Source organism: Lachnoclostridium sp. An169 (assembly GCF_002160525.1).
GTDB lineage: Bacteria > Bacillota > Clostridia > Lachnospirales > Lachnospiraceae > Mediterraneibacter > Mediterraneibacter cottocaccae.
Genome location: NZ_NFKT01000008.1, coordinates 73,387 through 98,015, shown reverse-complemented (window position 1 = coordinate 98,015; position 24,629 = coordinate 73,387). Strand labels below are relative to the sequence as shown.

Below are 24,629 nucleotides of genomic sequence, written 5' to 3'. Positions count from 1 at the left end.
TAAAATCTTTGATTTCGTGTAGAATTTTAATTGTAAAATTCTCGATTTCGTGATAAATTACAGATATCCAATGACGGTTTCAGCAAATACGGAGGTGGAACTTGTGAAGCGAAAGATTTATGATGCAATGAAAAAATGGAAACAAAACAGCTGCGGGAAAACTGCTCTGCTGATCGATGGAGCCCGGCGTGTCGGAAAGAGCTATATTGCAGAAGCGTTTGCCAAAAATGAATACAAATCATACATTATGATCGATTTTAACCGGGCAGACAATGATGTAAAAGAATTGTTTGAACATTATCTGAATGATCTGGACACCCTTTTTATGTATTTAGCCGGCTACTATAATGTAAAATTATATGAACATGAATCTTTGATTATTTTTGATGAAGTTCAGTTGTATCCCCGCGCCCGTGCCGCCATTAAATATCTTGTGGCCGATGGCAGATATGATTATATCGAAACCGGTTCACTGATGTCCATACGGAAAAATGTACAGGATATTTTAATTCCATCCGAAGAACGCCACATTAAAATGTATCCTCTGGATTTTGAAGAATTTCTCTGGGCGTTGGGAAATGACATGCTCATGGATATTATTCGCAAAAATTATGAGAGTGCCCGTCCTATGGGGCAGGTTCTGCACAGAAAAGCAATGGACTATTTCCGTCAGTATATGATTATCGGCGGGATGCCGCAGGCTGTACAGGAATATACCGAGTCCCGTGATTTTGACAGAGTAGATCAGATAAAAAGGGATATTCTGACACTCTACCGGGCAGATATTATTAAGCATGCCCAGGGCTATGAAATGAAAGTAGAAAGCATCTTTGATGCAATCCCTTCCCAACTTCAGAAACATGAAAAGAAATTCCGTCTGTCATCCCTGAAAAAGGATGCCCGTTTCCGGGATTATGAAGACGCCCTGTTCTGGCTTGATGACGCGATGATCGTCAATATCTGCTATAATTCTACTGCTCCCGATATCGGGCTGAAGCTGAATATGGACCGTATGACACTGAAATGTTACATGGCTGACACCGGTCTTCTGATCAGCCATGCATTTGATGAAAATGGAATCGTCAGCAGTGAGCTTTATAAAAAGCTGTTATTTGATAAACTGGAAGTAAATAAGGGAATGATTGTGGAAAATATTGTAGCGCAGATGCTGACTGCAGGCGGCCACAAATTATATTTTTATTCAAATTCTTCCCGGGAAGATACAGCCTCCCGCATGGAAATTGATTTCCTTACTGCAAAAAGCAAGACCGGAAGCCGCCACAATATTTCACCAATCGAGGTAAAATCCGGAAAAAATTATACTCTTTCTTCCCTGCACAAATTTATCAATAAATATAAGGAGCAGACATATATTCCCTATGTTCTTCATACCGGGGACCGGAAAGAAGAGGGTGGAATCGTTTATCTTCCCCTCTATATGACCCCTCTTCTTTGAAGAGGCAGTTTGAAGATACGATTGAAAGAGGGAAGAAATTTATAAATAATAACAGAAATCTGTTGACAACTTGATTCTACATGTTGTAGATTAGAATTAGTCTACAATATGTAGAATTTTTCTTTGATGAAATCCTTTTATAATCGTTCACATTCTCTCCGCGGTTTTCATCCGCGGCAGAAAGGAGGTTGTCATGAGCGCTTACCAGATGGGACCCGTTGAATCAAAGTTTGCCGAAATTATCTGGGAAAATGAACCACTGTCATCGGCAGAGCTTGCCCGCCGCAGCCTGGAACTTCTGGACTGGAAGAAATCCACCACTTATACGGTATTAAAAAGGCTCTGCGACAAGGGGATTTTCCAGAACAACCGGGGAACCGTGACTTCCCTGGTCTCAAAAGAAGAATTTTATGCTCTCCAGAGCGAAAAGTTTGTAGAGGAGAATTTCCACGGATCACTGGCGGCATTTCTCATCGCCTTCACAACCCGGAAGAATCTGTCACCGGACGAAGTGGAGCGCCTGCGCCGCATGGTTGACGAGTATAAGGAGGGGTGATTATGGAAGCATTGTTCCTGAAAGTAGTAAATATGAGCATTGCGGCAGGATGGCTTGTCATCGCGGTTATGCTCCTGCGCCTGCTGCTGAAAAAGGCTCCGAAATCTGCAGCAGTTTTGATGTGGGCTCTGGTTGGCATCCGTCTGGTCTGCCCGTTTGCCCTGGAGAGTCCCTTAAGCCTGATTCCCAGCACACAGACGATTCCGGAGAATTTCACCACCGCTGACACACCGGCTGTCCAGAGCGGCATTTCTGCTGTCAACTCCGCAGTGAATCCTGCCATCTCTTCCGCCCTTGCTCCTGCTGCCGAAGAGAGCGCCAATCCTGCACAGGTCATCGTTTTCGCCGCCTGTGTTATCTGGGTCGCCGGTATGGCAGTGATGCTCCTCTACGCGATAATCAGCTTTCTTGCCACGCAGCGGAAAGTCCGTGAGTCCATACCTTATAAGGAAAATATCCGGCTCTGCGACCAGATCGGCACCCCTTTCATTTTCGGGGTATTCCGCCCTGTGATCTATCTGCCCTCTGGCATTGACAGACAGGACAGCATTTATGTCACCGCCCATGAAAAGGCGCATTTAAGGCGGCACGACCACTGGTGGAAACCGCTCGGATTTTTCCTTCTTGCCATCCACTGGTTCAATCCGCTGGTCTGGGCGGCATATTTCCTGTTCTGCAGGGATATCGAATTTGCCTGCGACGAACAGGTAATAAAAGAGATGGGACCCGGAGTCAAAAAGCCATACGCCCATGCCCTGATCAACTGCAGCGCCCCCAGAAGTTCCCTGGCAGCCTGCCCTCTGGCATTTGGCGAAGCAGGCGTAAAAGCCCGGATCAGATCTGTCCTGAACTACAGAAAGCCCGGCTTCTGGATCGTAACCGCTGCAGCAGTCGTATGTGTCATACTGGCCGTCTGCTTTCTCACCAGTCCGCCGGATAAGAGCCCGACAGGGGACAGTGCTTCCGATCAGGAACTGTCCGCCTATCTGGAAACTGTGATACTGGAACACTACCGCACGGACTACAGCGCCAATTATTACTGCTGCACGGATTTTGACATTCTCGGGACAGACGAAAGCGATGACCGGATCACCGTTTACATGTGGGTTATGTACGGGGAATACAGCTACGACAGCACGGACGGCCTTCAGGAACAATCCGGTGCATACATTCCCACGGTCGTCACCGTCAGAAAGGGCAGTGAAAACACCGGATCAGCCGCGGGGGATGACGGGAACTTCGAACTGGAAGAATACTGGGAGCCCCGGGACGGCTCTTACTATGAAGGCGATATCCGTAATAAATTCCCCCTGCGGCTGCAGGGACGGGCGCTCGACCTGACAGCAGGTGTGGAGAGGCAGGCGGCTGCCTGCGAGCAGAAGGCCCTGGAATATTTTGAAAGCCGGGAATCCGGCGCAGGCGATTCCGGCACGGACACAGGCGATTCCGGCACAAGCGGTTCCGGCACGGACAGCTCTGTTCCCGGCAATTCCGGATCGGGCAATTCCGGCACAGCGCAGACGGAAGAAACAATCACCTACCGGTACACGCCCGAATACGATGCGGCAGGGGTTGTCCTCTCCCCTTCCGACGGCACATTTACCTTCACTTACTCCCTGCTCAGCAGTTATCTGCCCCGCGGCAGAATGGAAGAGGAAGGGGATAAGCTCCTGCTTTATACCGATGACGGTGAGAATCATTACACATTCCGCCGCCAAGGAGAGAACCTGGTATTTCTCGCCGGGGAATCCTCCCCGCTGCCGGAGTACAGATATTCCGGCGATTCATCGGAAACTCTGCCCTGCGTTCCGGACGGAGCGGTATTTGAACAGGAGGAGCCGGGGGAGTGAAAATCCTGATCTTTGACAGCCGCGCCGGGGATACTATATAGTATTCCCGGCGCGATTAATTCTATCATGGTCTGAAAGTACGAGTTACTTGATCATGTCATTCACATATTCAAGAAGTTCTTCTGCTGAAACCGGTGCCTCAAACTGATATAAAATTCCATCCGCAACAAAAATAATCAGATCAACTGCTTCGGAACCGGCAATGATCACTTTATTTCCATTTTTTGTTAATTCTTCTTTCTCAAATGTATAGTCTCCGAGCAGTTCCTGCGAGTAGCTGCGGATCTGGCTGTCACTTAGGGCAATGAATATCTGAGATTCTATAGCTGTTCTGCCAGTACCAATGGCTGCTGATAACTGATATCTGATATATTCATAGTCTGTCTTATCGGTTTCGTAATAGATATCCTGGTATTCTGCACCGGAAGCCATAGGAACGAGAAGATTTTTATGAATTTCATTTATAAGTTCGCTGATATCTTCATACTCCTTACTGTATATAACAGGTGCGGCAGTTCCTGATGGCTGCAGGCCGTCTGCTTCATAGTAGCTGTATGTTTTCATGGCATCAAGTTCAGGGAGCGCTTCACCATTTATATAAATATTCTGATATCTCAGTACACCGGCAATCGCAGAACCGCTTATCAACAGGCATAACGCTAAAACGGCAGCAACAGTGAAAAATTTATTGTGTTTTTTAGTGGCATCAGATACGGATCCGGATTTGGTTTTTCTTATTGTGTCTTCAACTAATTTATCAGGTACTGTAAAAACAGAAAGCTCTTCTTTTAATTGCTTTGACAGATCTGTCATGATGCGCAATCCTCCTTTAATATTTCTTTCAATTTTTCCCTGCCCCTCTGCAGCCGGACCAACACAGTTCCGGTTCCAATTCCTAAGATGGATGAGATTTCTTTTACACTGAAGTCATGCAGATAGTGCAGGATGATTACTTCTTTCAATTTTAACGACAGCTGATCGATTGCTTTACACATCGATAAATGGTTCTCGCACAGGGTAATGTTACTATGTGTCTCTCCTGTTATATCGTCAATAATTAATTCATTATATCTCCTGTATGCTGTTTTCCGCTGAAGGGTTCTGCATGTATTAATAGCGATCCTGCATATCCAGGGTTTTATTGAGCTGATTTCTGACAGCCTGTTCAGATTTTTATAGACCCTTATAAATGTCTCCTGCCATGCGTCTTCTGCTGTGTGGTAATCGTTCATGTATATAATGCAAAGTCTCAATATGTCATCACCATATTCATTCATGAGTTTTCGCAGCAGTTGTTCGTTATCACCCATATGCTTTTCCCTCTCGTGGTAATTACCAGTAAAATAAGATCTTACATATATAAGACGCATTAACTATATAAAAATATAACATAAAAAATAAAAAACTTTTAAATAGATGTTATATTTTTGTGCTTTACCCGCGTCTTATAAGTAGAAAGGTTTTCGAAAGGAGGTAAATAGTAATATGGATGAGTTGGATTTAAAAGAAGAAATATTTTTTTTAATATTATGGGGAATCGTACAAATTTCCTACCTGAAATATCCTTGTCCGAGCAAATTTATGCCTCTAATTCCATGTTTATACCACTTAGCTAAATCAGTGTATTTGGGCATTAACATTTACAAAGAAAGATGGGGAAAATGGAAAAAATGAAAAATTATCTTTATCATCACACGGCATTGCGGATTGCAGGGACTGTCTTAATCAATCTTGTCGTTCTGGCAGCGTTCTTTTTTGCATTTACACTCGGCAGAAACCTCATCATTGCCGGTTATTTTGCCGCAGCAGTGATTTATATGGTAAAGAACAAAGCAAAGCATGTGTTTCTCTATCTGATGATTTTCTTTATATTATGGATCAGTAATAATACGAATCTGGGAATCTACTACTCCCTGAACGAATACCGGTTATCCATTCTATGGGATTCTTACAACGCCGCAGTTCAGAAAATATTATCAACAGTGGATGCAGAAGATCGCGAAAAAGTGGTTATAGACAATGATAGATATGGATTGCTGGCGGAGCGGAATATAGAGTGTACGTATAATGATGAAGGGGTCATGATCGAGTTTATTACCGGCAGTCTGGATGATGTCGCAGGAATTGTATATTACTCGGATGAAAATTTGATCACCATGATGAAAAATGAGTATAACATGGTCGATACATACCATAGCGAAGATAAATTTTGGGGATACTGGGCAGTTTTTTCCAGATATCCATTAAAGGCAACGGAACAAATTGAAGTCGAAAAAGCATTTGAACGTTATAGTAAAAACGAAAATGATTCTGATATATATGCGCAGGGAAAAAGTGGTGGCATAGTAACAGTAAACGAAGTTGATATGGCAACAGATTTTTATATAAAAGCAGGTAATACAGACACAGAAGCAAGAGAAAAGGCCATAGATTACCTGTTGGAAAGAGAAGCATTATATCAAAAAGCAATTACTTCAGGATTTACAGCTTCAGAAGAAGAAATCAGGGATTACATAAATGAATTAAAGAATCTTGTTCAGACTGCAGAAAATAGGGAAGATATGCAGCTTCTAATTAACGAGTTTGATACCGAGGAAGAATATTGGGAGTTTGAATATGAAGTATATAGAAAAAAGCTTCCTATTCTGAAGTATCTGGAGTCCGTGAAGCAGGAGTATTATTCTTCTGAAGGTAAGATTGCGCCTGATTCAAACGAGAGTACAAACACTATTAATGGGTACTCAAATTATTTAGAGTCTGTGAAAGAACAACTGGTAAAAGAAGAATTTGGCGTAACAAACTAATTAATTCTGACACAGCAGCCAGAAAGGATAACCTTCCTCTCATAGCTTAGCCTACACATAACACCCTGCAGGTTCCCCCTTTACGATACTTATAAAAAAGGAAGGAGATATTGCAATGAGGCAAAAACAAAAAGTTACAATACTGATTAATTATTTGCTTGTAGTATGTCTATTGGGTTTTGACTGGTTTATTAAAACCGATTACGATTTTGAAGCTTATTCGTTGGGAAATACAACAGGCGTGGAAATGGTTACAGATTTTTATTTCATATACGGTATACTATATTTTGTCGGAACTTTGCTATATATTTACTGCATAATGAAAAATATATTTGTGGCTCTTTATATAATAGACATATTTTATATTATTTTATTTTCTCTTTATCCTGTTTTCAAACTGGGGCTTTTCTATTTACAAAATCTTAAATTCGAGTTCATACAGTTTTATGGACTCGGATATTGGAGTGCGATTATTTTATATCTTATTAATCTGATTCTTATTCGGTGGTGTACAAAAAAATAACATACTATTTAAGCATTTTTTGAACAAATCAGTTATATTATATTGTTCGTTTCTATAAGGGACTGCCGCAAGCAGTGTACTATGTATACTCCCTCGGCAGTCCCTGTATTCTACTCGTAATCCTCAATCCTCCAGGAGTCCTTCCAGTCCAGGTATCCCATCTCTCCGTCAAAGCGGAACGGCAGCCACACATAGTCTGCCAGAGACGTGTTGATAGCGCTGTCCATCTCATAATCGGACACGTCAACCTCCCCCTCAAAGTCAGGCATGAAGTTCTTCTCGAATACTTTCTTGTATTTCTCGTACTCCCAGTCCATATGCCCCGGAACCCAGCGGTCTGCCACGGCGATATACAGATCCTTCTTTCCTTCCACCTTGAATACAGAGGAAATCTGCGAGTGGTAGGAAGTATGGCTCTTATCGTCAGGGTGCGGGTTGCCGAGCACCGTATATGGCCCGTGCCATGTGTCCGCGATGGCGATCTCTGACGGATTGGGCAGATACCCTGTTGTTCCGGAAGTCACAAGATAGTGCTTTCCTTTCCGGTAAAAGTGCGCAGTCGCCTCCCTCACATAGGGCGGTGCGATATGCGGGAAATGGGTGCTGTAGTAACCGGTCACATCCGTGTAATCCGGCGTCAGGTCCGCGCAGATCGTCTCGCTGTGAACGCGCTCGAAATAGTAGTAGGCTTTTCCGTCCGGCGCAACTACAAGATCGAAATCCCCGGCGCTCATATTCAGCGGACGAAGACCTTCTCTCACCTTGGTATAGGGCCCCAGGATGGAGTCTGCCGTCATAACCGTCTCCGTCTGGGTGCCGTCCTTGTTCATGATCTTCAGCCAGCACACGAATTTCTTCGTCATCTTATTGTAAATGATATGCGGGCGGTCCATCATGGATGAGGGGTGAAGGGATGACTCCGGATTGTCCGGTTCCGGAGGGATGATCAGCCCCTTGTCCTCCCAGTTGTACAGGTCGGTGGACGTATAGCAGCGCACGCCCCAGTGCCAGATGTCATCCTTCCCTGTTGTCTTTTCCTTGTTTTCTCCGTACCAGTAGTAAACTCCGTCCAGATACATCACAGATCCGCCGTGGGCGTGGATTCTTTTTCCCTCTGTGTCCAGCCAGGTCTGGCCGGGATAAATTGCATCATACATAACATTTTCCTCCTGTTTTTTCAGTCTTCCTTCAGCGCCAGAAGGGCAATTCCTTCTTTCGATGGAAGATCCACTTTTACTTTGCCGCTGACGCCCCTCAGGGCCACTGTCCAGGTCATTTCCCATGTATCAATAACCTCAACCGTCCATTTGCCTTCCTTCGGCAGATCCAGGTGTGCCATGCACGGGCGCATTCTCTCCAGATATTTCATAAGGAACTTCTCAGACTCAAGCTGAAGCGGTGTATTGAGTCCGAGCATCACGCCCTCTTTCACACTCTCGGGCATTGCTGAGAGAGCCTTCTGGAATTTTCTCTCATTCTCCACTGCCTCCGGATCATTGAGATCCAGATTCGGGTTCGTGGGGTTCAGATGGATCGGCTTCCACTCTCCGGGCAGACTCTCAAGCAGTGTCTTGAGGAAGGCAATCCTCGGAGCGCTCTCTCCGTAGAGCTTTCCGCCCTTCGCCCACCAGAGTACCTCGTCCTCTCTGTGGAACGTCTCTCCATGGGTACAGTATCCGCCCCGGAAGATGGTCCACCAGAAACGGTGCACCATTTCCATTCCGGTCAGGTTGCCCCATCCGTATTCGATATTCCCCTCATACCCGCACTCGTCGATCACTACAGGCATGCCATACTCCTTCTTCCACACCGGAATATGACCGATATCCACAGACTGAACCGAGCAGTGGGTCAGCCAGGGCTTCTTCGGGAACGGCAGAAAGATGTTGTGTACCGAGCGGAGATGTCCGTATATATCTTTTTCAAGAAGCATCTCCCCGTACTCTTCCCAGTCTTTCATGCTCTTAGCGTACACCATTTCATACTCATTGGCAAGACTCCACCAGAGATTGGAATAAGCGGAAAGTCTCGCAATACAATACCGCAGATAGACAAGGGACTCCTCCTGGGACAGCTCCGCGAATCCCCACCGGTCATAGGGATGAAAGACGATCAGATCCGCCTCGATCCCAAGATCTCTCAACTGTGCCAGCCGGGTATCGAGCTTCTCCCAGAAAACCGGATCCGGATCCCACACATTCCAGGAGCCGTCCTCCCTCTTCCGGAAAGGATACACGTCCGGGTCGTTGTTATTGTATGGCATGGACTTGGGGAACACGCACATCCGGATCTTGTTGAACGGAGATTCTGCAAGCGTCTTCAGCGTCTCTTCCTGAAGTTCCTGACTCTGATGGATCCATGCGTAACATGTGGTTCCAAAAGGCAGGTATCTGCTGCCGTCCGCATAGCGGAATCCGTCCCCCTGCGTGTGAACCGGGCCGTGATTGCCATGGGTATTTGCCACACACTCGAAGGTTTTCTGCATGTTTCTTTCCACAGAAGAGTCCATTCCCGCTCCATCCACGCAGATCCGGTAATTCCATGTTCCCTGTTCCATCGGCATGAAGCGCACGGCATATACTCCGTCTTCTTTTCGGAACGCATCCGCCGGATACTCCTTTCCCCCATGTTCAAACACTGCCGCATGTTCAATGACGTGATTCTCTGTATCGGCATTTTCAAACGATATTTCAAAAACATCATACTGTTCTGTCTGGTTCATTGTCTGTTCCATCTGATTCATTGTCACATCTCTCCTCTCGTCTCATCCTCTCGTCTCAAAGAGTCTGTACTTCCGCGTAAAATGCCCGGTCTCTTCCCTCGATCCACGCGCTGTCCGTAATCTGAATCATATCTTTCAGCCGGATATCCTCGGAGGAACTTCCCACCAGGATCTCCACATCGCCTTTCTCGATCTTCCACTTCATCTCCCGGTCAAGGAACGCCGTCTGGCTCGCCTGAAGGGTAAACTCTACCGTCTTCTTCTCTCCTGCTTTCAGTCCAAGACGCAGGAATCCTGCCAGTTCTTTCACCGGTCTTGCCACAGACGCGCGAACATCGTGGATGTAAAGCTGAACCACTTCCTCGCCGTCCCGGTCCCCGGTATTCTTCACGGAAAAATGTACCTTCACACTGCCGTCCGGAGCGATTTCTTTCCGGTCCAGGTTCAGATCCGAATATTCAAACGTCGTATAGGAAAGCCCGTAGCCGAAGAAATACCTTGGCGTGTGGGGCATATTCACATAGTCCTGGAATCCGATACTTTCGCCCTGATGCCAGGAAGATCCGTTGATGTGATTGTAGAATATCGGAATCTGTCCCGCGTTTCTCGCCGCACATACCGGCATCTTCCCGCCCGGATTATACTCTCCTGTCAGAACCTTTACAACCGCTTCCGCACCCGTCTCGGATGGATTCCATGCCTCCAGGATGGCATCCAGATACTGATCTGCCACATCACTGGAGATCGGACGCCCGTCAAAATGCACGCCGATCATCGGTTTTCCCAGTTCTGCCGCCCGGCGGATGAACTCATCCTGGCACTCCGGAAGGTTGATGTCCGTACTGTCCACACCTTCTCCCATGGTCGCTACAGAACAGGAGCCGTGCTTGCCGCCCAGTGTCATAATGACAACATCCGCTTTCTTTACCGCCTCCAGCGCCTCATCAATGTGGGAGAGGTCATTTCCCGCCACCGGATATCCGTAAGCATAGAGGATCTCTGTGTCCGGAAGTTTGACGCGCAGTTCTTCCAGAAGGCTCCTGCATCCCGGTTTCTGCACCTTGAGGATCTCGTCAAACTCTTCCGTCTCATCGCTCTGGATCTGTGTTCCCGGGATCAGTGCCGCTTTCTTGCCTTCTATGCTTCCCGATTCCAGACCGGCGATGGAATTGGCAACGGCATGAACCGCTTCTTCCATACTCAGGTGGGTATAACCGCCGAAAAAGATCCTGGCATTTTTCGCCTGGGAACCGATCACCGCGATGGTCCGTACTTTTCCGTCCCTGATCTGGCTGTCCAGAGGAAGTATGCCGTTGTTCTTCAGAAGCACCATGGACTCCAGGGCTGACTGGAGGGAAACGTTTCTGTCCTCTTCGTTATAGAATACTGACTTCAGATCCTCACCGTCCAGCGCATAGGGATGTTCGAACAGTCCCATCCGGAATTTTGCCTCAAGGACTCTCAGGACCGCGCGGTCGAGAATCGCCATATCTGCTTTTCCTGTCCGGAACCATTCTTTCATTTCATCGTTATAAGCCGTCCGCATCTGCAGTTCCACGTCCATGCCCGCTTCCATACACATGAGCCCTGCTTCCGTAACAGATTCCCCGACACTCTGAGCGTTATATACATTGCTCACCGCACCATAGTCCGCCACGCACACGCCGTCAAATCCCATCTCGTTGCGAAGCAGATCCGTAAGAATCTTCTTTGATGAGGAAGCCGGTTCTCCGTTGATGGAGCAGTAGCATGGCATGATTCCCCGCAGGTTTGCCCCCTTGATGGCAGCCTGGAAGGGCTTGCCGTATACCTCGTCAAGAAGACGCTCCGGCGTGTCGCTGTTTGCCCCATGGATGCCTCCCTGGGAGTTGTGGAAGCCGAGGAAATGCTTGGCTGCCGACTCTGCATGGCGTCCCGCTGTCTCGTTCTCCTGGATGCCCTTTGTATAAGCGGTTCCGAGGGCTGCCGCCAGGGTCGGATCCTCCCCGTATGTCTCTCCCTGACGCCCCATCCGGGAATCTCTGGAAATGTCAAGCACCGGTGCAAGGACTCTCGTAAATCCGCAGGCAAGCTCCTGACGGCTCACGCATCTCCCCACTTTCTCCTCAAGCGCCGGATCCCAGGATGAGCCCCGGGCGATTCCGGACGGAAAGCTTGTGGAATCCTGAATAAACGGTCCGCACAGTCCTTCCATATGGAAGATGGCGGGGATATGATGCTCGCTCTTCTCCATCACCATCTTCTGGATCTTTCTCTGCCACTGCACCGCCTCCTCAAGGCTCTCGATCTCCCTCACCTCAAGTGTGCTGACCTCTCCGATTCCGTGAGCGGCTTCTTTCTCCAGCATCTCCCAGTTGTCTCCCCACGGGAAGAGACAGTTGACCTGCCCCATCTTCTCCTCAAGGCTCATTTTTGAGAGCAGGTCCTGCGCCCGCTCCTTTGCCGAAAGCTTTGTATCAAGATATTTTTCCATGATCTGGTTCCTCCTTATCTGTATCTGTTTTTCTCATTGATTTCCTTCATTTATTTTCCGCAGCGCTCTTTCCGTATTTATTTCAGTCCTCAAATATCCCGGTAAATTCTGCTTCGTTTTCCGTCTCGCTGCTGCTGCCGATCCATACGCGGAAGCGTCCGGACTCGCTTCCCACCGTTCCGTCATCCCGGAGGAAGGCAAGCATCGCTTCGTCAATCTCAAAAGCGGCTTCTTTCTCCTCTCCCGGTTCCAGCACGACTTTCTGGTATCCGCGCAGCTCCCTGACCGGACGCGCCACACTGGCGGAAACATCCTGAATATACATCTGGACAGTCTCGGTTCCCGCTGTTTTTCCGGTATTCTTCACGCTGACACGCGCCGTCAGCTTCTCCCCGGTCTTCATTTCCTTTTTATCCAGTGCCACAGGGGATATATCAAATGCCGTGTATGTCAGTCCGTACCCGAAAGGATAGAGAGGTTCATTGGGAATATCCAGATACCGTGACACGTATCCTGCATCCGCCCCTTTCTGCTGCGGCCGTCCGGTCGAGAAGTGATTGTAATATACCGGCACCTGTCCCACACAGTACGGGAAACTCATGGGGAGCTTTCCCGACGGGCTGACCTTTCCGGTCAGCACATCCAGGATCGCATGTCCTCCCTCTGTGCCCGGGAACCATACTTCCAGAACGGCTTTCGCTCTTTCCTTCACTTCCCTTAAGTCAAGGGGTCTTCCGTTAAAGAGAACAACAACCACATTCCCGTTCACTGCCGACACTGCCCGCAGGAGTTCCATCTGTTCCGCCGGAACGTCCAGCATCCCCCTGCTTGCCGCCTCTCCGCTCTGCCGGTAGCTCTCCCCGATGGCAAGGACAACCGTATCCGCCTCACGGGCCGCTTCCCTTGCCTTATCCAGATCTGTGGCATCCGCGCAGAATACCACATTCTCCATATCCGGAAGTTCCTCCACAGCCTCCCGGATAGTGACACAGTCTTCTGTCTTTCCGGTCACGGCCCAGGAGCTGATCAGTTCCCTGCTCTCCACATACGGGCCGATAAAAGCAGTCTTTTTCTTCAGATCAAGAGGAAGAATTCCGTCATTTTCCAGAAGGACAAAGGATTTCTGCGCCGCCTCTCTCGCCAGTTGGCGGTGCTCCCCGCAGAGGATCACTTCTTTCTCCTGCTCCGGATCCGCATCTTTATAAGGATTCTCGAAAAGTCCCAGCCTGTTTTTCAGAGTCAGTATCCGCATGACGCTCTCATCAATGAGTTTCTCATCCACCTTTCCCTCTTCCACAAGGCTTTTCAGATTTGCCGAATATACGCCGGTCATCATATCAATATCGACGCCTGCCCGGATTCCTTTTTCTGCCGCTTCCCGGTCATCCGCGGAACATCCGTGGACAACCGATTCACGAAGCGCCCCGTAATCCGAGATCAGCACGCCGTCAAATCCCATCTCGCCCCGGAGAATGTCCCGCATCAGACGGCGGTTCACGCTTGCCGGGATCCCGTTCAGCGTATTAAAGGAAGTCATCACCATACCTGCCCCGGCGCTGATTCCCTCCTGATATGCCTTCAGGTAATACTCCCTCAATGTGTGCTCGGAGAGTTCCACGGTATTGTAGTCCCTTCCTGCCTCCGCGGCCCCGTATCCCGCAAAATGCTTCACACAGGAGCACACCTTCCCGGGCGCTTTCATGTCATCTCCCTGGAATCCTCTCACCATCGCCGCCGCATACCGGCTGTTCAGATAAGGATCCTCTCCCGTCGATTCCATCACTCTTCCCCAGCGCGCATCCCGCACCAGATCACACATCGGCGCAAAGGTTACGTGAAGGCCGCTGACTGCCGCCTCTTTTGCTGCCACGGACGCACACTTTTCAGAGAGTTCCGGCTCGAACATGGCCCCCTGTGCAAGCGGCATGGGAAATATGGTGCGGAAGCCGTGAATAATATCCGCCATAAACAGCATGGGAATGTGGTGAGGCTGCTTTTTCATGTAACGTTTCTGCACATCCATGAGACGCTGCGCCCCGGTTATTCCGAGGATTGATCCTGCCATATCAAAATCTTCCGGTGTCACGCCGAGTTCCTGTGCAGGTCCGCTTTCAATGCCGGTGTTGTCTTTTATATAGAACATCCCGACCACCTGAAACATCTGGTCAATCTTCTCCTGAAGCGTCATGTCTTCGAGTAATGTCTGCAATTCCTTTTCTGTCATATCGTGTTTCCTCCTGAATATATAATTTTAAAAATAAATATTTTTACACAGCAGCTTTCTTCATCCATTTTCCGCTGCGGTAACGCCAGATGCACAGCGATGCCGCCAGCATGGACGAAAAGATCGCGGTAACCCACACGCTCCAGTATCCCAGTGCCTGGGCGCTGATAAACCGCCCTACCACGACCGAATCTACAAAATTGTAAAGCTGCTGGAAAATATTGCCGATAAGGAGCGGGATCATAAATATCAGGATATTTCTGATCTCGCTGCCTTCTGTCATTCGAAGTGAATTTGTTCTTCTCTCTCTCACTGTCATTCCCTCCTTCATCATCTTCCCGTCGTCTCAATGGGACACAACCGGGCAGAACCGGCTGGAATTATCAGTTTACCATATTCAGATTTTTCAGATATGCATTTCACTTTAATTTGTATTATAGAGGAACTGTCCCGGCATGCACAGTCACATTTTTGTCAGGACAGGTCAAAATTCGCTTTTCTTTGTTACTCCTTATGAGACTTTCTGTTAATATACTGAGTCGGGGATTCTCCAAAAGTTTTCTTAAAAGTCAGGTTAAAATTAGAATAACTTTTATATCCCACCTGTTCCGCCACCGCATAGGCATTCAGTTTATTTTCCAACAGCAGCGCTTCTGCCAGTTTCATCCTTTCACTGATGATGTACTGCCCGATTGAACTTTCTTTTTCCTTTTTAAATATCCGGTTCAGATACACCGGATGCATGTGGGTCCATGATGCGATTTCATTAATGCACAGTTCTTCTTCCGTCAGATGTTCTTTGATATATTTTACCACTTCTTCCGCCACCTGCTGCGCGCTCTTTTTTACCCCATGAGTCTCTGCAGCCGTGGCAAGATTTTCCTGGACTGTCCTTCTCCCCAGTTCCTGATAACGTTTTTCCTCCTCACGGATCCGTATCCGCTTTACCACTTTCTCCACAGCTTTTCCTATATCCTCATACTTTGCCGGAATCAGTATATAATCCTGACACCCCAGAGTAACCGCTTCCCTGGCATATTCAAAAGATGCATGACAGGTCAGAAAGATACACTCTATATCTTTCTGCTCTTCCCGTATCCATCGCAGAAGAGCAATTCCGTTCTCTCCGGGCATCTCGATATCACACAGCAGGACGTCGATCTGTTGCTCCCCGATCACTTCTTTTGCCTCTTTCACATCATAGGCTGTAAAAACTTCATCTATCCCGTAATCTTTCCATATGATTTCTTTTTTCATCATGTTCGCGGTCAGTTTCTCGTCATTCACAATCAGCAGTTTCATTCACGCACACCTCACTCCGGCAAAATCATATATCCCCGGGATCATCTGAAAATTCCATATTATAGGGAAATGAAATCGTAAAGCAGGTACTTTCTCCCGGTTCGGAAATCACCTCAATATACGCTGTATCTCCATAAAAATATTTTAACCTCTTCAAGGAATTATACAACCCAAGATGAGCATTTTTGTCTTCCGGGACATATTCTCCCCTGAACATTTTCTGGTTACGCTCCAGGATTTCCGCTGACATTCCGTTTCCGTCGTCCATAATCGTAAATGTCACCCGCTTATCATCATATCTCGCCTGCAGGTCAATGTGCAGGATTCTGTCCTGGCAGACTCCGTACTTCACCGCATTTTCCACGAAATTATGGATCAGAAGCGGCGGCATCCGCACCATTTCCACTTCCGGATCAATATCGCAGCTGAACTCGATCCCGTTATCATACCTTAAAGAAGCCATGGCAATATAACCCTCGATCAGCTTCAGCTCCTTGGCAAACAGTTCCAGTTCCTTGTCGCTGCGGAAAATGAACCGGAAATAACCGGAAAGGTAAAGCATCGTATTCTGGATAGACTCTGTATCCCGCGCCTGGGCAAGTGAATAGATCAGATTAAATGTATTCTGAAGAAAATGAGGGCGGATCTGCAGCTGCAGATTGCGCAGTTCCATCTTCTGCTTTTCAATCTTACTCTCATACTCCCGAATCCGCAGATCTTTGATATGGTCTGCCATCTTGTTAAAAGAGCGGTATGCCATTTCAAATTCCCTGCTTCCCGCCTTTTCCGGCAGACGGTAATCCATATTTCCCTTCTGGAACTGAACATGTGCATCATTGATCTTTTTCAGCGGTGCAATGAATATTTTTCGGATAAAGAGAAACAATACCGGGATCAGTCCGAGATAACAAAGCGCCATAACAAGCTGACTCCTCTGATACAGTGCGTGAACCCGGATAATCTCATCCTGTTCAAGAGAAATTCCTATATAGATATTATCCATACGGAAGGAAGCAAAAAGTTCGTTCTCTGGCAGTTCTCCCTCCCCGATCACAACATCCAGGGACTCATAATCCAGACTTTTCCGGATATTGTCCGCAATGTCTGACAGATCTATCCATGCTCCATAGGATACATTTTTCAGTTCAATGTACAGCACGGCATAGGTATTGTCTCCTGCTTCCTGAATATACCACCCGCGGGTCTGTCGGGCTTGATCCCCCAGCCTCTGCTCCTGCAGGCACTTTTCCAGTTCTTCGTCCGCACTGCTGCCGCTGAGCATAATCATATCACTGACCTTGGGGAAAAAGAAGAAATACCCTTCCGCGCCGTCGATCATATCCGCCATTGTCCGGAAACTGTAATACAGCTGCTGTCTGCCTTTCTGATAAGTATAATTTTTTTCTGTCTGCTGCGTCATGGAAAGGCAGTCTGTATTCTTTGTCTCGAAATAATACAGCAGAGACACTGCATTATCCATCCGGTTTGCCAGTGTCTCTCCATAAACGTCCATCATGCCCTGTTCCGACATGCGCACTTGTTCTGCAGTTGTAGAAATCATTGCATTTGCCTGGAATACAACAAACAGATTCAAAGGTAAAATCAATAATACAAAAACAACAATCACTTTTACTGCAATATTTCTCATCGCGCCTCCACTTTCCCTGTCCTTATATATTTTCTTCTCTCAGAATCTCTATTCCTTTACGCCGCCCAGTGTAATACCTTTGACAAAATAACGCTGGAAGAAAGGATATAAAACCAGAATCGGCAGGACGCCCACCACAGCGATCGCCATACGTATCGTCGTGGACGGCAGAGACACACCGGCTGTCATGGTTCCGGTAGTTACCGCTGCCGAAATTGCACGGATATCCTCGTTAATATTATTCAGCACAATCTGAATGGTGAAATAGTCAGCACCATTCCGTGCTGTCAGATAATACAGACCATTCTGCCAGTCATTCCAGTAAACAAGCAGGGTCATCAGACCGATCGTGGCAATGATGGGTTTGCTCAGAGGCAGGATAATCCATCCGAGGATCTTGAACTCTCCCGCTCCGTCAATCCGCGCCGCCTCCTCAAGACTGGCGGGAATACTGTTGACAAAATAATTCCTTATAAGGATCACATTGAAGGCATTCATCATCAGATTCGGCACCACCAGCGCCCAGATCGTATCCTTGATTCCCCATATCTTCACATAGCAGTAGTAAGTTGATACCAGTCCGCCGTTAAAGAGCATGGTAAAGATCAGAAGGAAACTTATGATTTTCATTCCGGCTACATTCTGCTTGCTGATTCCGTAGGCAAACAGGACGGAAATAAAAAGACTTGCCAGTGTTCCGATTGCAGTCACCACCAGAGTCATAAGATACGCTCTTCCGATTGTCGCCCATTTTGCCGCGATATACTGGTAAGCTGTCAGGCTCCATTTCCCCGGGAAAAATGTAAATCCATGCAGAGCCGCCCAACTGTCATCCGTAAAAGAAGCAATCACCAGAAGGATAAAAGGCAGGATCGCACAAATGGTGACAATAATACAGATTCCATTCGTTATTACCTGTGTAACACAATATTCTCTTGTTTTCATAGTATCCTCCTTCAGAACAGCGCGCTGCTCCTGTTATATTTTCTCACAATCAGATTTGCTGCAACAATCAGTATAAACCCGCAGATCGACTGATATACGCTTGCCGCGCCGGACATGGAGTAGTCCGCATTCTTCATCAGCGCCTGATACACATATACATCAATCGTCCTGGTATATTCATACAGCGCTCCGCTGTTTTTTGTCACCTGATAGAACAGACCGAAATCCGAACGGAACACCTGACCTACACTCAGGATAAACATGGTGATCACAGTAGGTTTCAGAAGCGGCAGCGTGATATAGCGGATCTGCTTTATCTTGGAAGCGCCGTCGATCCGGGCTGCCTCGTAATAATCCTGGCTGATCCCGACAATACTGGAAAAATAGATGATCATGCTGTATCCCACACTCTTCCACGTATTTACCAGAACAAGGATATAAGGCCAGTAAGTTTTATCCTGATACCAGTTGATCGGTTTCAGGCCCAGAGCCGGAAACAGGCTTTTATTGAGGAAACCGTTTTCCCCTGACAGAAAGGCATATACCAGATAGCTGACTACCACCCAGCTGATAAGATACGGAAGCAGGATCAGCGTCTGATACAGCTTTGACGCTGTTCTGGAACGGATCTCATTCATACAGATCGCCAGAAAAACTGCCAGAAAGGTTCCGATCACAAAAAAGGCCACGTTATATCCTATTGTATTGCGGGTGATCGTCCATGCGTCTTTTGTCCCGAACAGGAAACGGAAGTTTTCAAGTCCGCACCAGTCGCTTCCGAAGATTCCTTTGGAATAATTCATATCCTTAAACGCAATGATAATACCGAACATCGGCATATAGTTATTGATCAGAAGATAAATAAGACCCGGCAGTACCATCAGGTAAAAAGGCCACGTACGCTTAAACTTCTTTTTCGTTCTGACCGCCGGAGCATTCCCTTTTCCCATCATAATTTGTTCTCCTTATATCATAAGACTGCCGCCATGGCCGGGTCAGACCACTGCGGCAGTCCATTCTCTTTTTCTTTATTATTTATTTGCCGCCCACTCGTCCAGCTGTCTCTGGTTTTCTGCGATTACCTTATCGATTCCCGCAGCTTTCAGCGCATCGATGAACTCCGGCAGTGCTTTGTCCGGATCCAGCGCCCCGGCATTGAAACTGTAGCAGTACTGTTCCATCACGGTTTCCACTGCAGCGACTTCAGAGGATACACTTTCTGCTTTAAAACTGTACCCCAGGGCAGGAGATTTCCGTCCCTCGGGAATCTGTGCCTCATACGCAAGCATTCTTTCTCCCCAGTCAATCGGGCTGGGATATATACTCGGAAGTTCAAACCTGTCTCCCCAGATACCATAGGCATTCATATAGGGCAGATCTGCAGGATTATCAGACAGGTATTTGATCACCTGATGTTCTCCGTTATCTTCCACTACTTCATACTCTTCCCCTTCAAAACCATACTGGAGCAGGGTAGCCGCCTTTACATTTTTGAATGTATAATTAATAGCCTCTATTGCTTTTTCCGGATGAGCCGAAGTAATGGGGATATTCCAGTTCACGGTGCATCCTCCATTCAGCTTATAGAACGGAGCAACAGTCCGGAACAGCACTGCATCCTGATTCCAGGAAGCATTGTCCGTCAGCATGTCACTGCTTGGCATTCCATACCCAAAGTTCCCCAGATAATTGACCTGTGCCGATCGGGTTGCATACTCTGTATCGATTGCGGCATCCTGAGCTATATACCCTTTCTGAGCCCAGTCATACATCCGCTCACAGAATGCTTTGTATTCTTCTGTCTCAAAGAAATTGTACAGCGTCAGATCATCGAAGCTCCGGTTCAGCATCAGTACGCCTGCGGAAAAGCTTCCCGTCACCGGATCATATTCCTGAAGGCTGTAGTTTAAAGGCTCATATGTATTATTCCAGGGAGCCATCATATAGAAGTTCTCTCCCTCTCCTTCCTTGACGATCTCAAACATATCTTCAATTTCATCCAGGGTATACAGCCTGTTGTCATCCTGCTCAAAACCATACTTGTCTGCATACTGTTTCTTCATGATATAGCCATAGGTATTCCATACCTGGTCTGCACATGTCGGCACCGCATACAGCTTTCCGTCATAATAGCATCCCTCCACCTTATTTTCAGCGTGAGAGATAATGTCCGGTCCGTACTCCTCAAGCAAGTCGTCCAGCTCAAGAATCATGCCGTTTTCTACCAGATTGCCCAGGGCTGTAAATGCTGTCAGACAGATATCAAGCTGTTCCCCTGTAGAAACTGCAAGCGTGGCATCCTGCTGGGAATCTGTCAGCGTTGTCGCAACAAAAGTCACATGTACTCCGATATCCTTTTCCATCATCTCATTGAGTGCATCTTCCATCCGGTAAAACGCTTCACTGAACTCTCCCGTCGTAGGAAACTGCCAGAATATCTCGACAATTTCATCATCCGAGTTCCCGTCACTGTTCTGGCCGTCCTCTCCGCCGTTCTGTGAACCTCCCGAATTGCCGCATGCCGCAAGGGAAAACACCATAACCGCACTGCACAGCGCTGCAACCAATCGTTTTTTCATTAAACTTTCCTCCTTTGATTTCAGATTTATTTTTGTGTTAACTATATTAAACACTTTTTATCCTGAAATGGACATACCAGATTAAAACATAAAATTCATAAATCTAAACTTTTTTCTTTTACGCACGTTTCCCAGAATCAAAGTATAAAAGGACTCCGTACAAATCAATTTATTCAGCAGATTAGATATTGCCCCTTTTTCTAATTATATTGTATTTAATTTCAAAAACATGCTATACTATATTAGAAAAGAGGTGACGTAATCATATGAATCTGAGAAAAATCAGTTTTGGAAACTTTAAATGTCTTTATAAAACATCTTTTGAACCGGGAAAAGTCAATGTATTTATCGGAGCGAACGGTTCCGGAAAATCCACTATTCTGGAAGGCATCGGTTTGTTGAGTGCGGCCATGACAGATCGTGTTGATGCCGCCAGTCTCCAACGCAAAGGAGTTCGTCTCAGTGTACCTGCCCTCTATAAATCAAATTTCAAGAGCATCGGCCGCCTAAAGCCTACCGTTGACCTTTCTTTGGAATGGGACGATAACAGCAGTCCGGATGTGTACCAGTATGACGTTCACTTAACTCCCCCCACAGATACAGAATATTGGAAATATCATTCTGAAGCGTTTTTCCAGAACAACAAAAAGCTGTGGGGACGCAGCAATGCCTCTTCCCAACAGAGCAACAACTACATTGGCTTTTTTCTTATTGATGATGCGATTGACTTGAAAGCCAGCCGAAAAATTGCGGAAGATTTTTCGGCATATGGTATTTTTCAGCCGAACACCATCACTTTACGCGGCACTGCTCCTGATACGACCCAGACAACACCGATCGGACTCAATGGCGGCCGTCTTGCGGAAGCTATCAGGACATTGATCCACTCTGAAGATAGTGAAGTTTTTTTCGGTAATCTCTATATGGATGACATTCTCGATATGATTGACTGGGCTGCTGAAATTACAGTTGCTGCCCCAAAGAAAAGTAACATCAACGCCAATGTTCCAACCACTCGTGATATTATCGAGTTCACAGACCGCTACATGAAAGATACCGCTCAATTCACCGGATACGATGCCAGTGAAGGCGCTCTCTATGTTCTGTTTATGCTTGCACTGGCCATGCACCCGAAGGGGCCTTCCATTTTTGCAGTAGACAGCTTTGATCATGCCTTGAATCCTCGTTTGGCTAAAAAGATGATGGAAGTCTTCTGTGAGCAGATCCTGCAGCAGGGCAAACATGTTTTTCTGACCACACATAATCCGCTGGTTTTGGATGGACTTAATCTGAGCAACGATGATATCCGCTTATTCGCAGTAGACCGTGATGCGAATGGTTATGCCCAGATCCAGCGAATCAAAGTTTCTCAGGAACTGATCATGGAAGGTCAGCCACTGTCCCGTCTTTGGATTAATGGCCGGTTGGGAGGTGTTCCGACTCTGATATGAAGCACATAGGAATTGTCTGCGAAGGTCCCACCGATTATATTATTTTGAAAGGTGTCATTGACCAGATCACTGGGGAAGAGAACAAATATGTCCTGCTTCAACCTGAAAACGACCTTAGCGGGAAATATGGAAACGGGTGGAAAGGTGTCTGGAAATGGTGTCATGACAACGCGCCAATTCGCAGGGAATTAATGCAAGACATCCAACCCGCCCTGGATTTTCTGGTTATTCAAATGGATGGGGATGTATCCCGTAAAGAAAAATCCTCTCATTGCTGGTGCAAAGCTACGGAATGTATTCATAAAGGGGACTGGAATCCTTTAGAGTGTGATCTCACTCCTGAAGGACGCGCTGCCTGTCCCATCGTTCTCCCTTGCCCCGGGCACAATATTTCTGTTGCAGGATATATGTCCCATCTCAAAGGACTTCTTGCCACATGGCTCAAAGATACATCTGATACCTGTATTGTTATCCCATGCGACAGTACTGAAGCCTGGATCGTTGCTGCTTACGACCAGACCGATGGCGTTGAAATGATTGAGGCACCATGGGAACATATCATTGCACACAGAAAGTGTTATCACAATATTCGGATTCCCGGTCAAAAGAAGCGTGTACGCATATTTGAGCAGTTTGTACCTACCGTCTGTGAGAACTGGTCTAAAGTAACCAAACTCTGCCAGAGCGCACGTGATTTCGAGGAATCCATTTTGACACTAACAGAATCAGGGGCAGTTTAATCTTTTCCTGCCCCTTCTGTCCTCCCGATGCTCCTCGCCCTCTCCCGATACTCCTGTGGCGTCATCCCTTCTTTATCCCGGAATACCCGGCTGAAATAATTTCTCGTCCCGAACTGCATCTTCTCGCTGATCTCCTGGATGCTCTTCTCCGTTGTGACAAGCCACACCTTGGCATATTCCAGACGCACGGACTTGATGTAGTCCCAGATCTTCATCCCCATCTCCTTCTGGAACTTTCTGCTCAGATAATACTCCGTATAACCGATATTTTTCGCAATGGTCTTCAGGTCCAGCTCCTCCATAAAATGGGACCGGATATAGTCGCAACAGGTCCGGATCGGCACCGACACCGTATTATCTCTGCTGATAAACTCATAGACGGAGGTGACATACTCTTCCAGCAGATCCCGGTTGGTCTTCATCAGTTCTGATATTGTCGAGCATCTCTCTATCCGTCGGATATATTTCCGCTGAATCTCTTTCGCCGTCTTTACCGGAAGTTTTCCTTCAATCGCAGACCTGCAGCACAGATCGCTGAAGAGAAGCACCGTATCTTTCGCCTCCCGGACCGGGTCGCCCAGGTCCAGGTCAAGGGGAAGCGCCCACTTGTTTTCCTCATCCACGATCTCCCGGTAATTCAGGTTGCCCTCGCGGATGCACTGGGCGATGATTCCTTCCCTGCCCAGCGCCCGCTCATACTCGGTAAAATGATGCTCCAGGCGCTCCCGGTTCTCTTCGCTGTCCTCCTGCGGATTTCCGGCCGGATCCAGCGACTGAAAGACAAATTTCCCCGGCTCGATGGTCTCGTCTGTGATCCCATAGTGCAGCATCCGGATATACTGGTTCATAATCCCCGCAGGCAGAACGGGCAGTTTCTGAAAGATATCGCGGAATCTGCCTCTCGTTGGAAGCGGCGCGTCCACTTTCCGCAGCCCCTTATCGATCTCTTCCACCGACATTGCCCGGTCGAAAAACGGGCCAAGAACAACCAGCATCCTCATTTTCGACCCGCTGAGGTCTGCAAACTCGCCCACCCAGAGCAGCCCCATTTTATCACTCATGATAAAGGGGACTGTATCCGCTTCTTTCCTTCCAAGTGCATAAGCAAGACAGCCCCTGTCCTTAAAGAACAGGAGCATATCCTTCTCATACGGGCAGGTGCTGTAATACAGTTCTCCGTCTTCCCCGAATCCCCAGAGGCTGATCTCACCTCCGATATAGAGATAGTTGGCAAGTGTGGCAAGACGTTCCTCTATCGTGTTCTCCATATCTTTCACCCTCCGTTTTCTTTTTCTTCCGGGCAATCCGCACCGCCCGCAAATCCGCACCGGCTTCGCCTGGCTTCCCGGGTAACAG

The 24,629-nt window shown here is 47.4% G+C and carries 20 protein-coding genes; 7 read left to right on the top strand and 13 right to left on the bottom strand.

What is annotated here, in order from left to right:
* Positions 1-103: 103 nt before the first annotated feature.
* The 3 genes from B5F07_RS07995 to B5F07_RS07985 all read left to right on the top strand — a co-directional run bounded on the left by B5F07_RS07995 (position 104) and on the right by B5F07_RS07985 (position 3,862).
* Entirely contained in the window at positions 104-1,456 is a 1,353-nt protein-coding gene (locus B5F07_RS07995; protein ID WP_242972465.1) for an ATP-binding protein, read from the top strand.
* Positions 1,457-1,649: 193 nt separating this feature from the next.
* A complete protein-coding gene (locus B5F07_RS07990; protein WP_087160753.1) occupies positions 1,650-2,012 on the top strand; it encodes a BlaI/MecI/CopY family transcriptional regulator in 363 nt (120 codons plus the stop codon).
* 2 nt (positions 2,013-2,014) lie between these two features.
* Positions 2,015-3,862: a M56 family metallopeptidase gene (locus B5F07_RS07985; RefSeq protein WP_087160752.1), complete on the top strand. Its 1,848-nt coding sequence runs from the start codon at positions 2,015-2,017 to the stop codon at positions 3,860-3,862.
* An 84-nt stretch (positions 3,863-3,946) separates the two neighbouring features.
* Here B5F07_RS07985 and B5F07_RS07980 read toward each other — a convergent pair whose 3' ends face one another.
* Both B5F07_RS07980 and B5F07_RS07975 read right to left on the bottom strand, forming a co-directional pair.
* The gene (locus B5F07_RS07980) at positions 3,947-4,675 is read right to left on the bottom strand and encodes a hypothetical protein (RefSeq protein ID WP_087160751.1); all 729 of its coding nucleotides are present in this window, start codon (positions 4,673-4,675) and stop codon (positions 3,947-3,949) included.
* The gene (locus tag B5F07_RS07975; protein WP_162613074.1) at positions 4,672-5,172 is read right to left on the bottom strand and encodes an RNA polymerase sigma factor; all 501 of its coding nucleotides are present in this window, start codon (positions 5,170-5,172) and stop codon (positions 4,672-4,674) included. Before B5F07_RS07975 ends, B5F07_RS07980 begins: the two co-directional genes overlap by 4 nt.
* Positions 5,173-5,347: 175 nt before the next feature.
* On the opposite strand from B5F07_RS07975, the gene B5F07_RS07970 reads away from it, so the two are divergent.
* Positions 5,348-5,536 carry a hypothetical protein gene (locus B5F07_RS07970; RefSeq protein ID WP_087160749.1) on the top strand — a complete coding sequence of 63 codons (189 nt, stop codon included), beginning with the start codon at positions 5,348-5,350 and terminating at the stop codon, positions 5,534-5,536.
* Positions 5,524-6,666, top strand: coding sequence for a hypothetical protein (locus tag B5F07_RS07965; protein ID WP_087160748.1), 1,143 nt, complete (start codon positions 5,524-5,526; stop codon positions 6,664-6,666). The genes B5F07_RS07970 and B5F07_RS07965 overlap by 13 nt, the downstream gene beginning before the upstream one ends.
* Positions 6,667-7,299: 633 nt before the next feature.
* On the opposite strand, the gene B5F07_RS07955 is transcribed toward B5F07_RS07965, so the two are convergent.
* The 10 genes from B5F07_RS07955 to B5F07_RS07910 form a co-directional block, all read right to left on the bottom strand.
* Positions 7,300-8,346: a family 43 glycosylhydrolase gene (locus B5F07_RS07955; protein ID WP_087160746.1), complete on the bottom strand. Its 1,047-nt coding sequence runs from the start codon at positions 8,344-8,346 to the stop codon at positions 7,300-7,302.
* Between the two features lie 20 nt (positions 8,347-8,366).
* Positions 8,367-9,932 carry a DUF5605 domain-containing protein gene (locus B5F07_RS07950; protein WP_087160745.1) on the bottom strand — a complete coding sequence of 522 codons (1,566 nt, stop codon included), beginning with the start codon at positions 9,930-9,932 and terminating at the stop codon, positions 8,367-8,369.
* Between the two features lie 34 nt (positions 9,933-9,966).
* On the bottom strand, positions 9,967-12,384 hold the full coding sequence (locus B5F07_RS07945; RefSeq protein WP_087160744.1) for a glycoside hydrolase family 3 N-terminal domain-containing protein: 2,418 nt from the start codon (positions 12,382-12,384) through the stop codon (positions 9,967-9,969).
* Between the two features lie 82 nt (positions 12,385-12,466).
* Entirely contained in the window at positions 12,467-14,608 is a 2,142-nt protein-coding gene (locus B5F07_RS07940; RefSeq protein WP_087160743.1) for a glycoside hydrolase family 3 N-terminal domain-containing protein, read from the bottom strand.
* Positions 14,609-14,651: 43 nt separating this feature from the next.
* Positions 14,652-14,921 carry an oligosaccharide flippase family protein gene (locus B5F07_RS07935; RefSeq protein WP_242972464.1) on the bottom strand — a complete coding sequence of 90 codons (270 nt, stop codon included), beginning with the start codon at positions 14,919-14,921 and terminating at the stop codon, positions 14,652-14,654.
* Between the two features lie 191 nt (positions 14,922-15,112).
* Positions 15,113-15,910, bottom strand: coding sequence for a response regulator transcription factor (locus B5F07_RS07930; RefSeq protein ID WP_087160741.1), 798 nt, complete (start codon positions 15,908-15,910; stop codon positions 15,113-15,115).
* Positions 15,911-15,935: 25 nt separating this feature from the next.
* Positions 15,936-17,558 (bottom strand): sensor histidine kinase, encoded by a 1,623-nt coding sequence (locus B5F07_RS07925; protein WP_087160740.1) that lies wholly within the window; start codon positions 17,556-17,558, stop codon positions 15,936-15,938.
* A 48-nt stretch (positions 17,559-17,606) separates the two neighbouring features.
* Positions 17,607-18,503, bottom strand: a complete 897-nt coding sequence (locus tag B5F07_RS07920) for a carbohydrate ABC transporter permease (protein WP_087160739.1) — start codon at positions 18,501-18,503, stop codon at positions 17,607-17,609.
* Between the two features lie 11 nt (positions 18,504-18,514).
* On the bottom strand, positions 18,515-19,456 hold the full coding sequence (locus B5F07_RS07915) for an ABC transporter permease (RefSeq protein WP_242972463.1): 942 nt from the start codon (positions 19,454-19,456) through the stop codon (positions 18,515-18,517).
* Between the two features lie 78 nt (positions 19,457-19,534).
* Positions 19,535-21,082 carry an ABC transporter substrate-binding protein gene (locus B5F07_RS07910; protein WP_087160738.1) on the bottom strand — a complete coding sequence of 516 codons (1,548 nt, stop codon included), beginning with the start codon at positions 21,080-21,082 and terminating at the stop codon, positions 19,535-19,537.
* Positions 21,083-21,348: 266 nt separating this feature from the next.
* Here B5F07_RS07910 and B5F07_RS07905 point away from each other — a divergent pair, with 266 nt between their 5' ends.
* Together B5F07_RS07905 and B5F07_RS07900 are read left to right on the top strand one after the other, a co-directional pair.
* On the top strand, positions 21,349-22,533 hold the full coding sequence (locus B5F07_RS07905) for an AAA family ATPase (protein WP_087160737.1): 1,185 nt from the start codon (positions 21,349-21,351) through the stop codon (positions 22,531-22,533).
* Positions 22,530-23,273, top strand: coding sequence for a hypothetical protein (locus tag B5F07_RS07900; RefSeq protein ID WP_087160736.1), 744 nt, complete (start codon positions 22,530-22,532; stop codon positions 23,271-23,273). Before B5F07_RS07905 ends, B5F07_RS07900 begins: the two co-directional genes overlap by 4 nt.
* On the opposite strand, the gene B5F07_RS07895 is transcribed toward B5F07_RS07900, so the two are convergent.
* On the bottom strand, positions 23,270-24,541 hold the full coding sequence (locus B5F07_RS07895) for a helix-turn-helix transcriptional regulator (RefSeq protein WP_087160735.1): 1,272 nt from the start codon (positions 24,539-24,541) through the stop codon (positions 23,270-23,272). The genes B5F07_RS07900 and B5F07_RS07895 overlap by 4 nt on opposite strands.
* Positions 24,542-24,629: the final 88 nt, after the last annotated feature.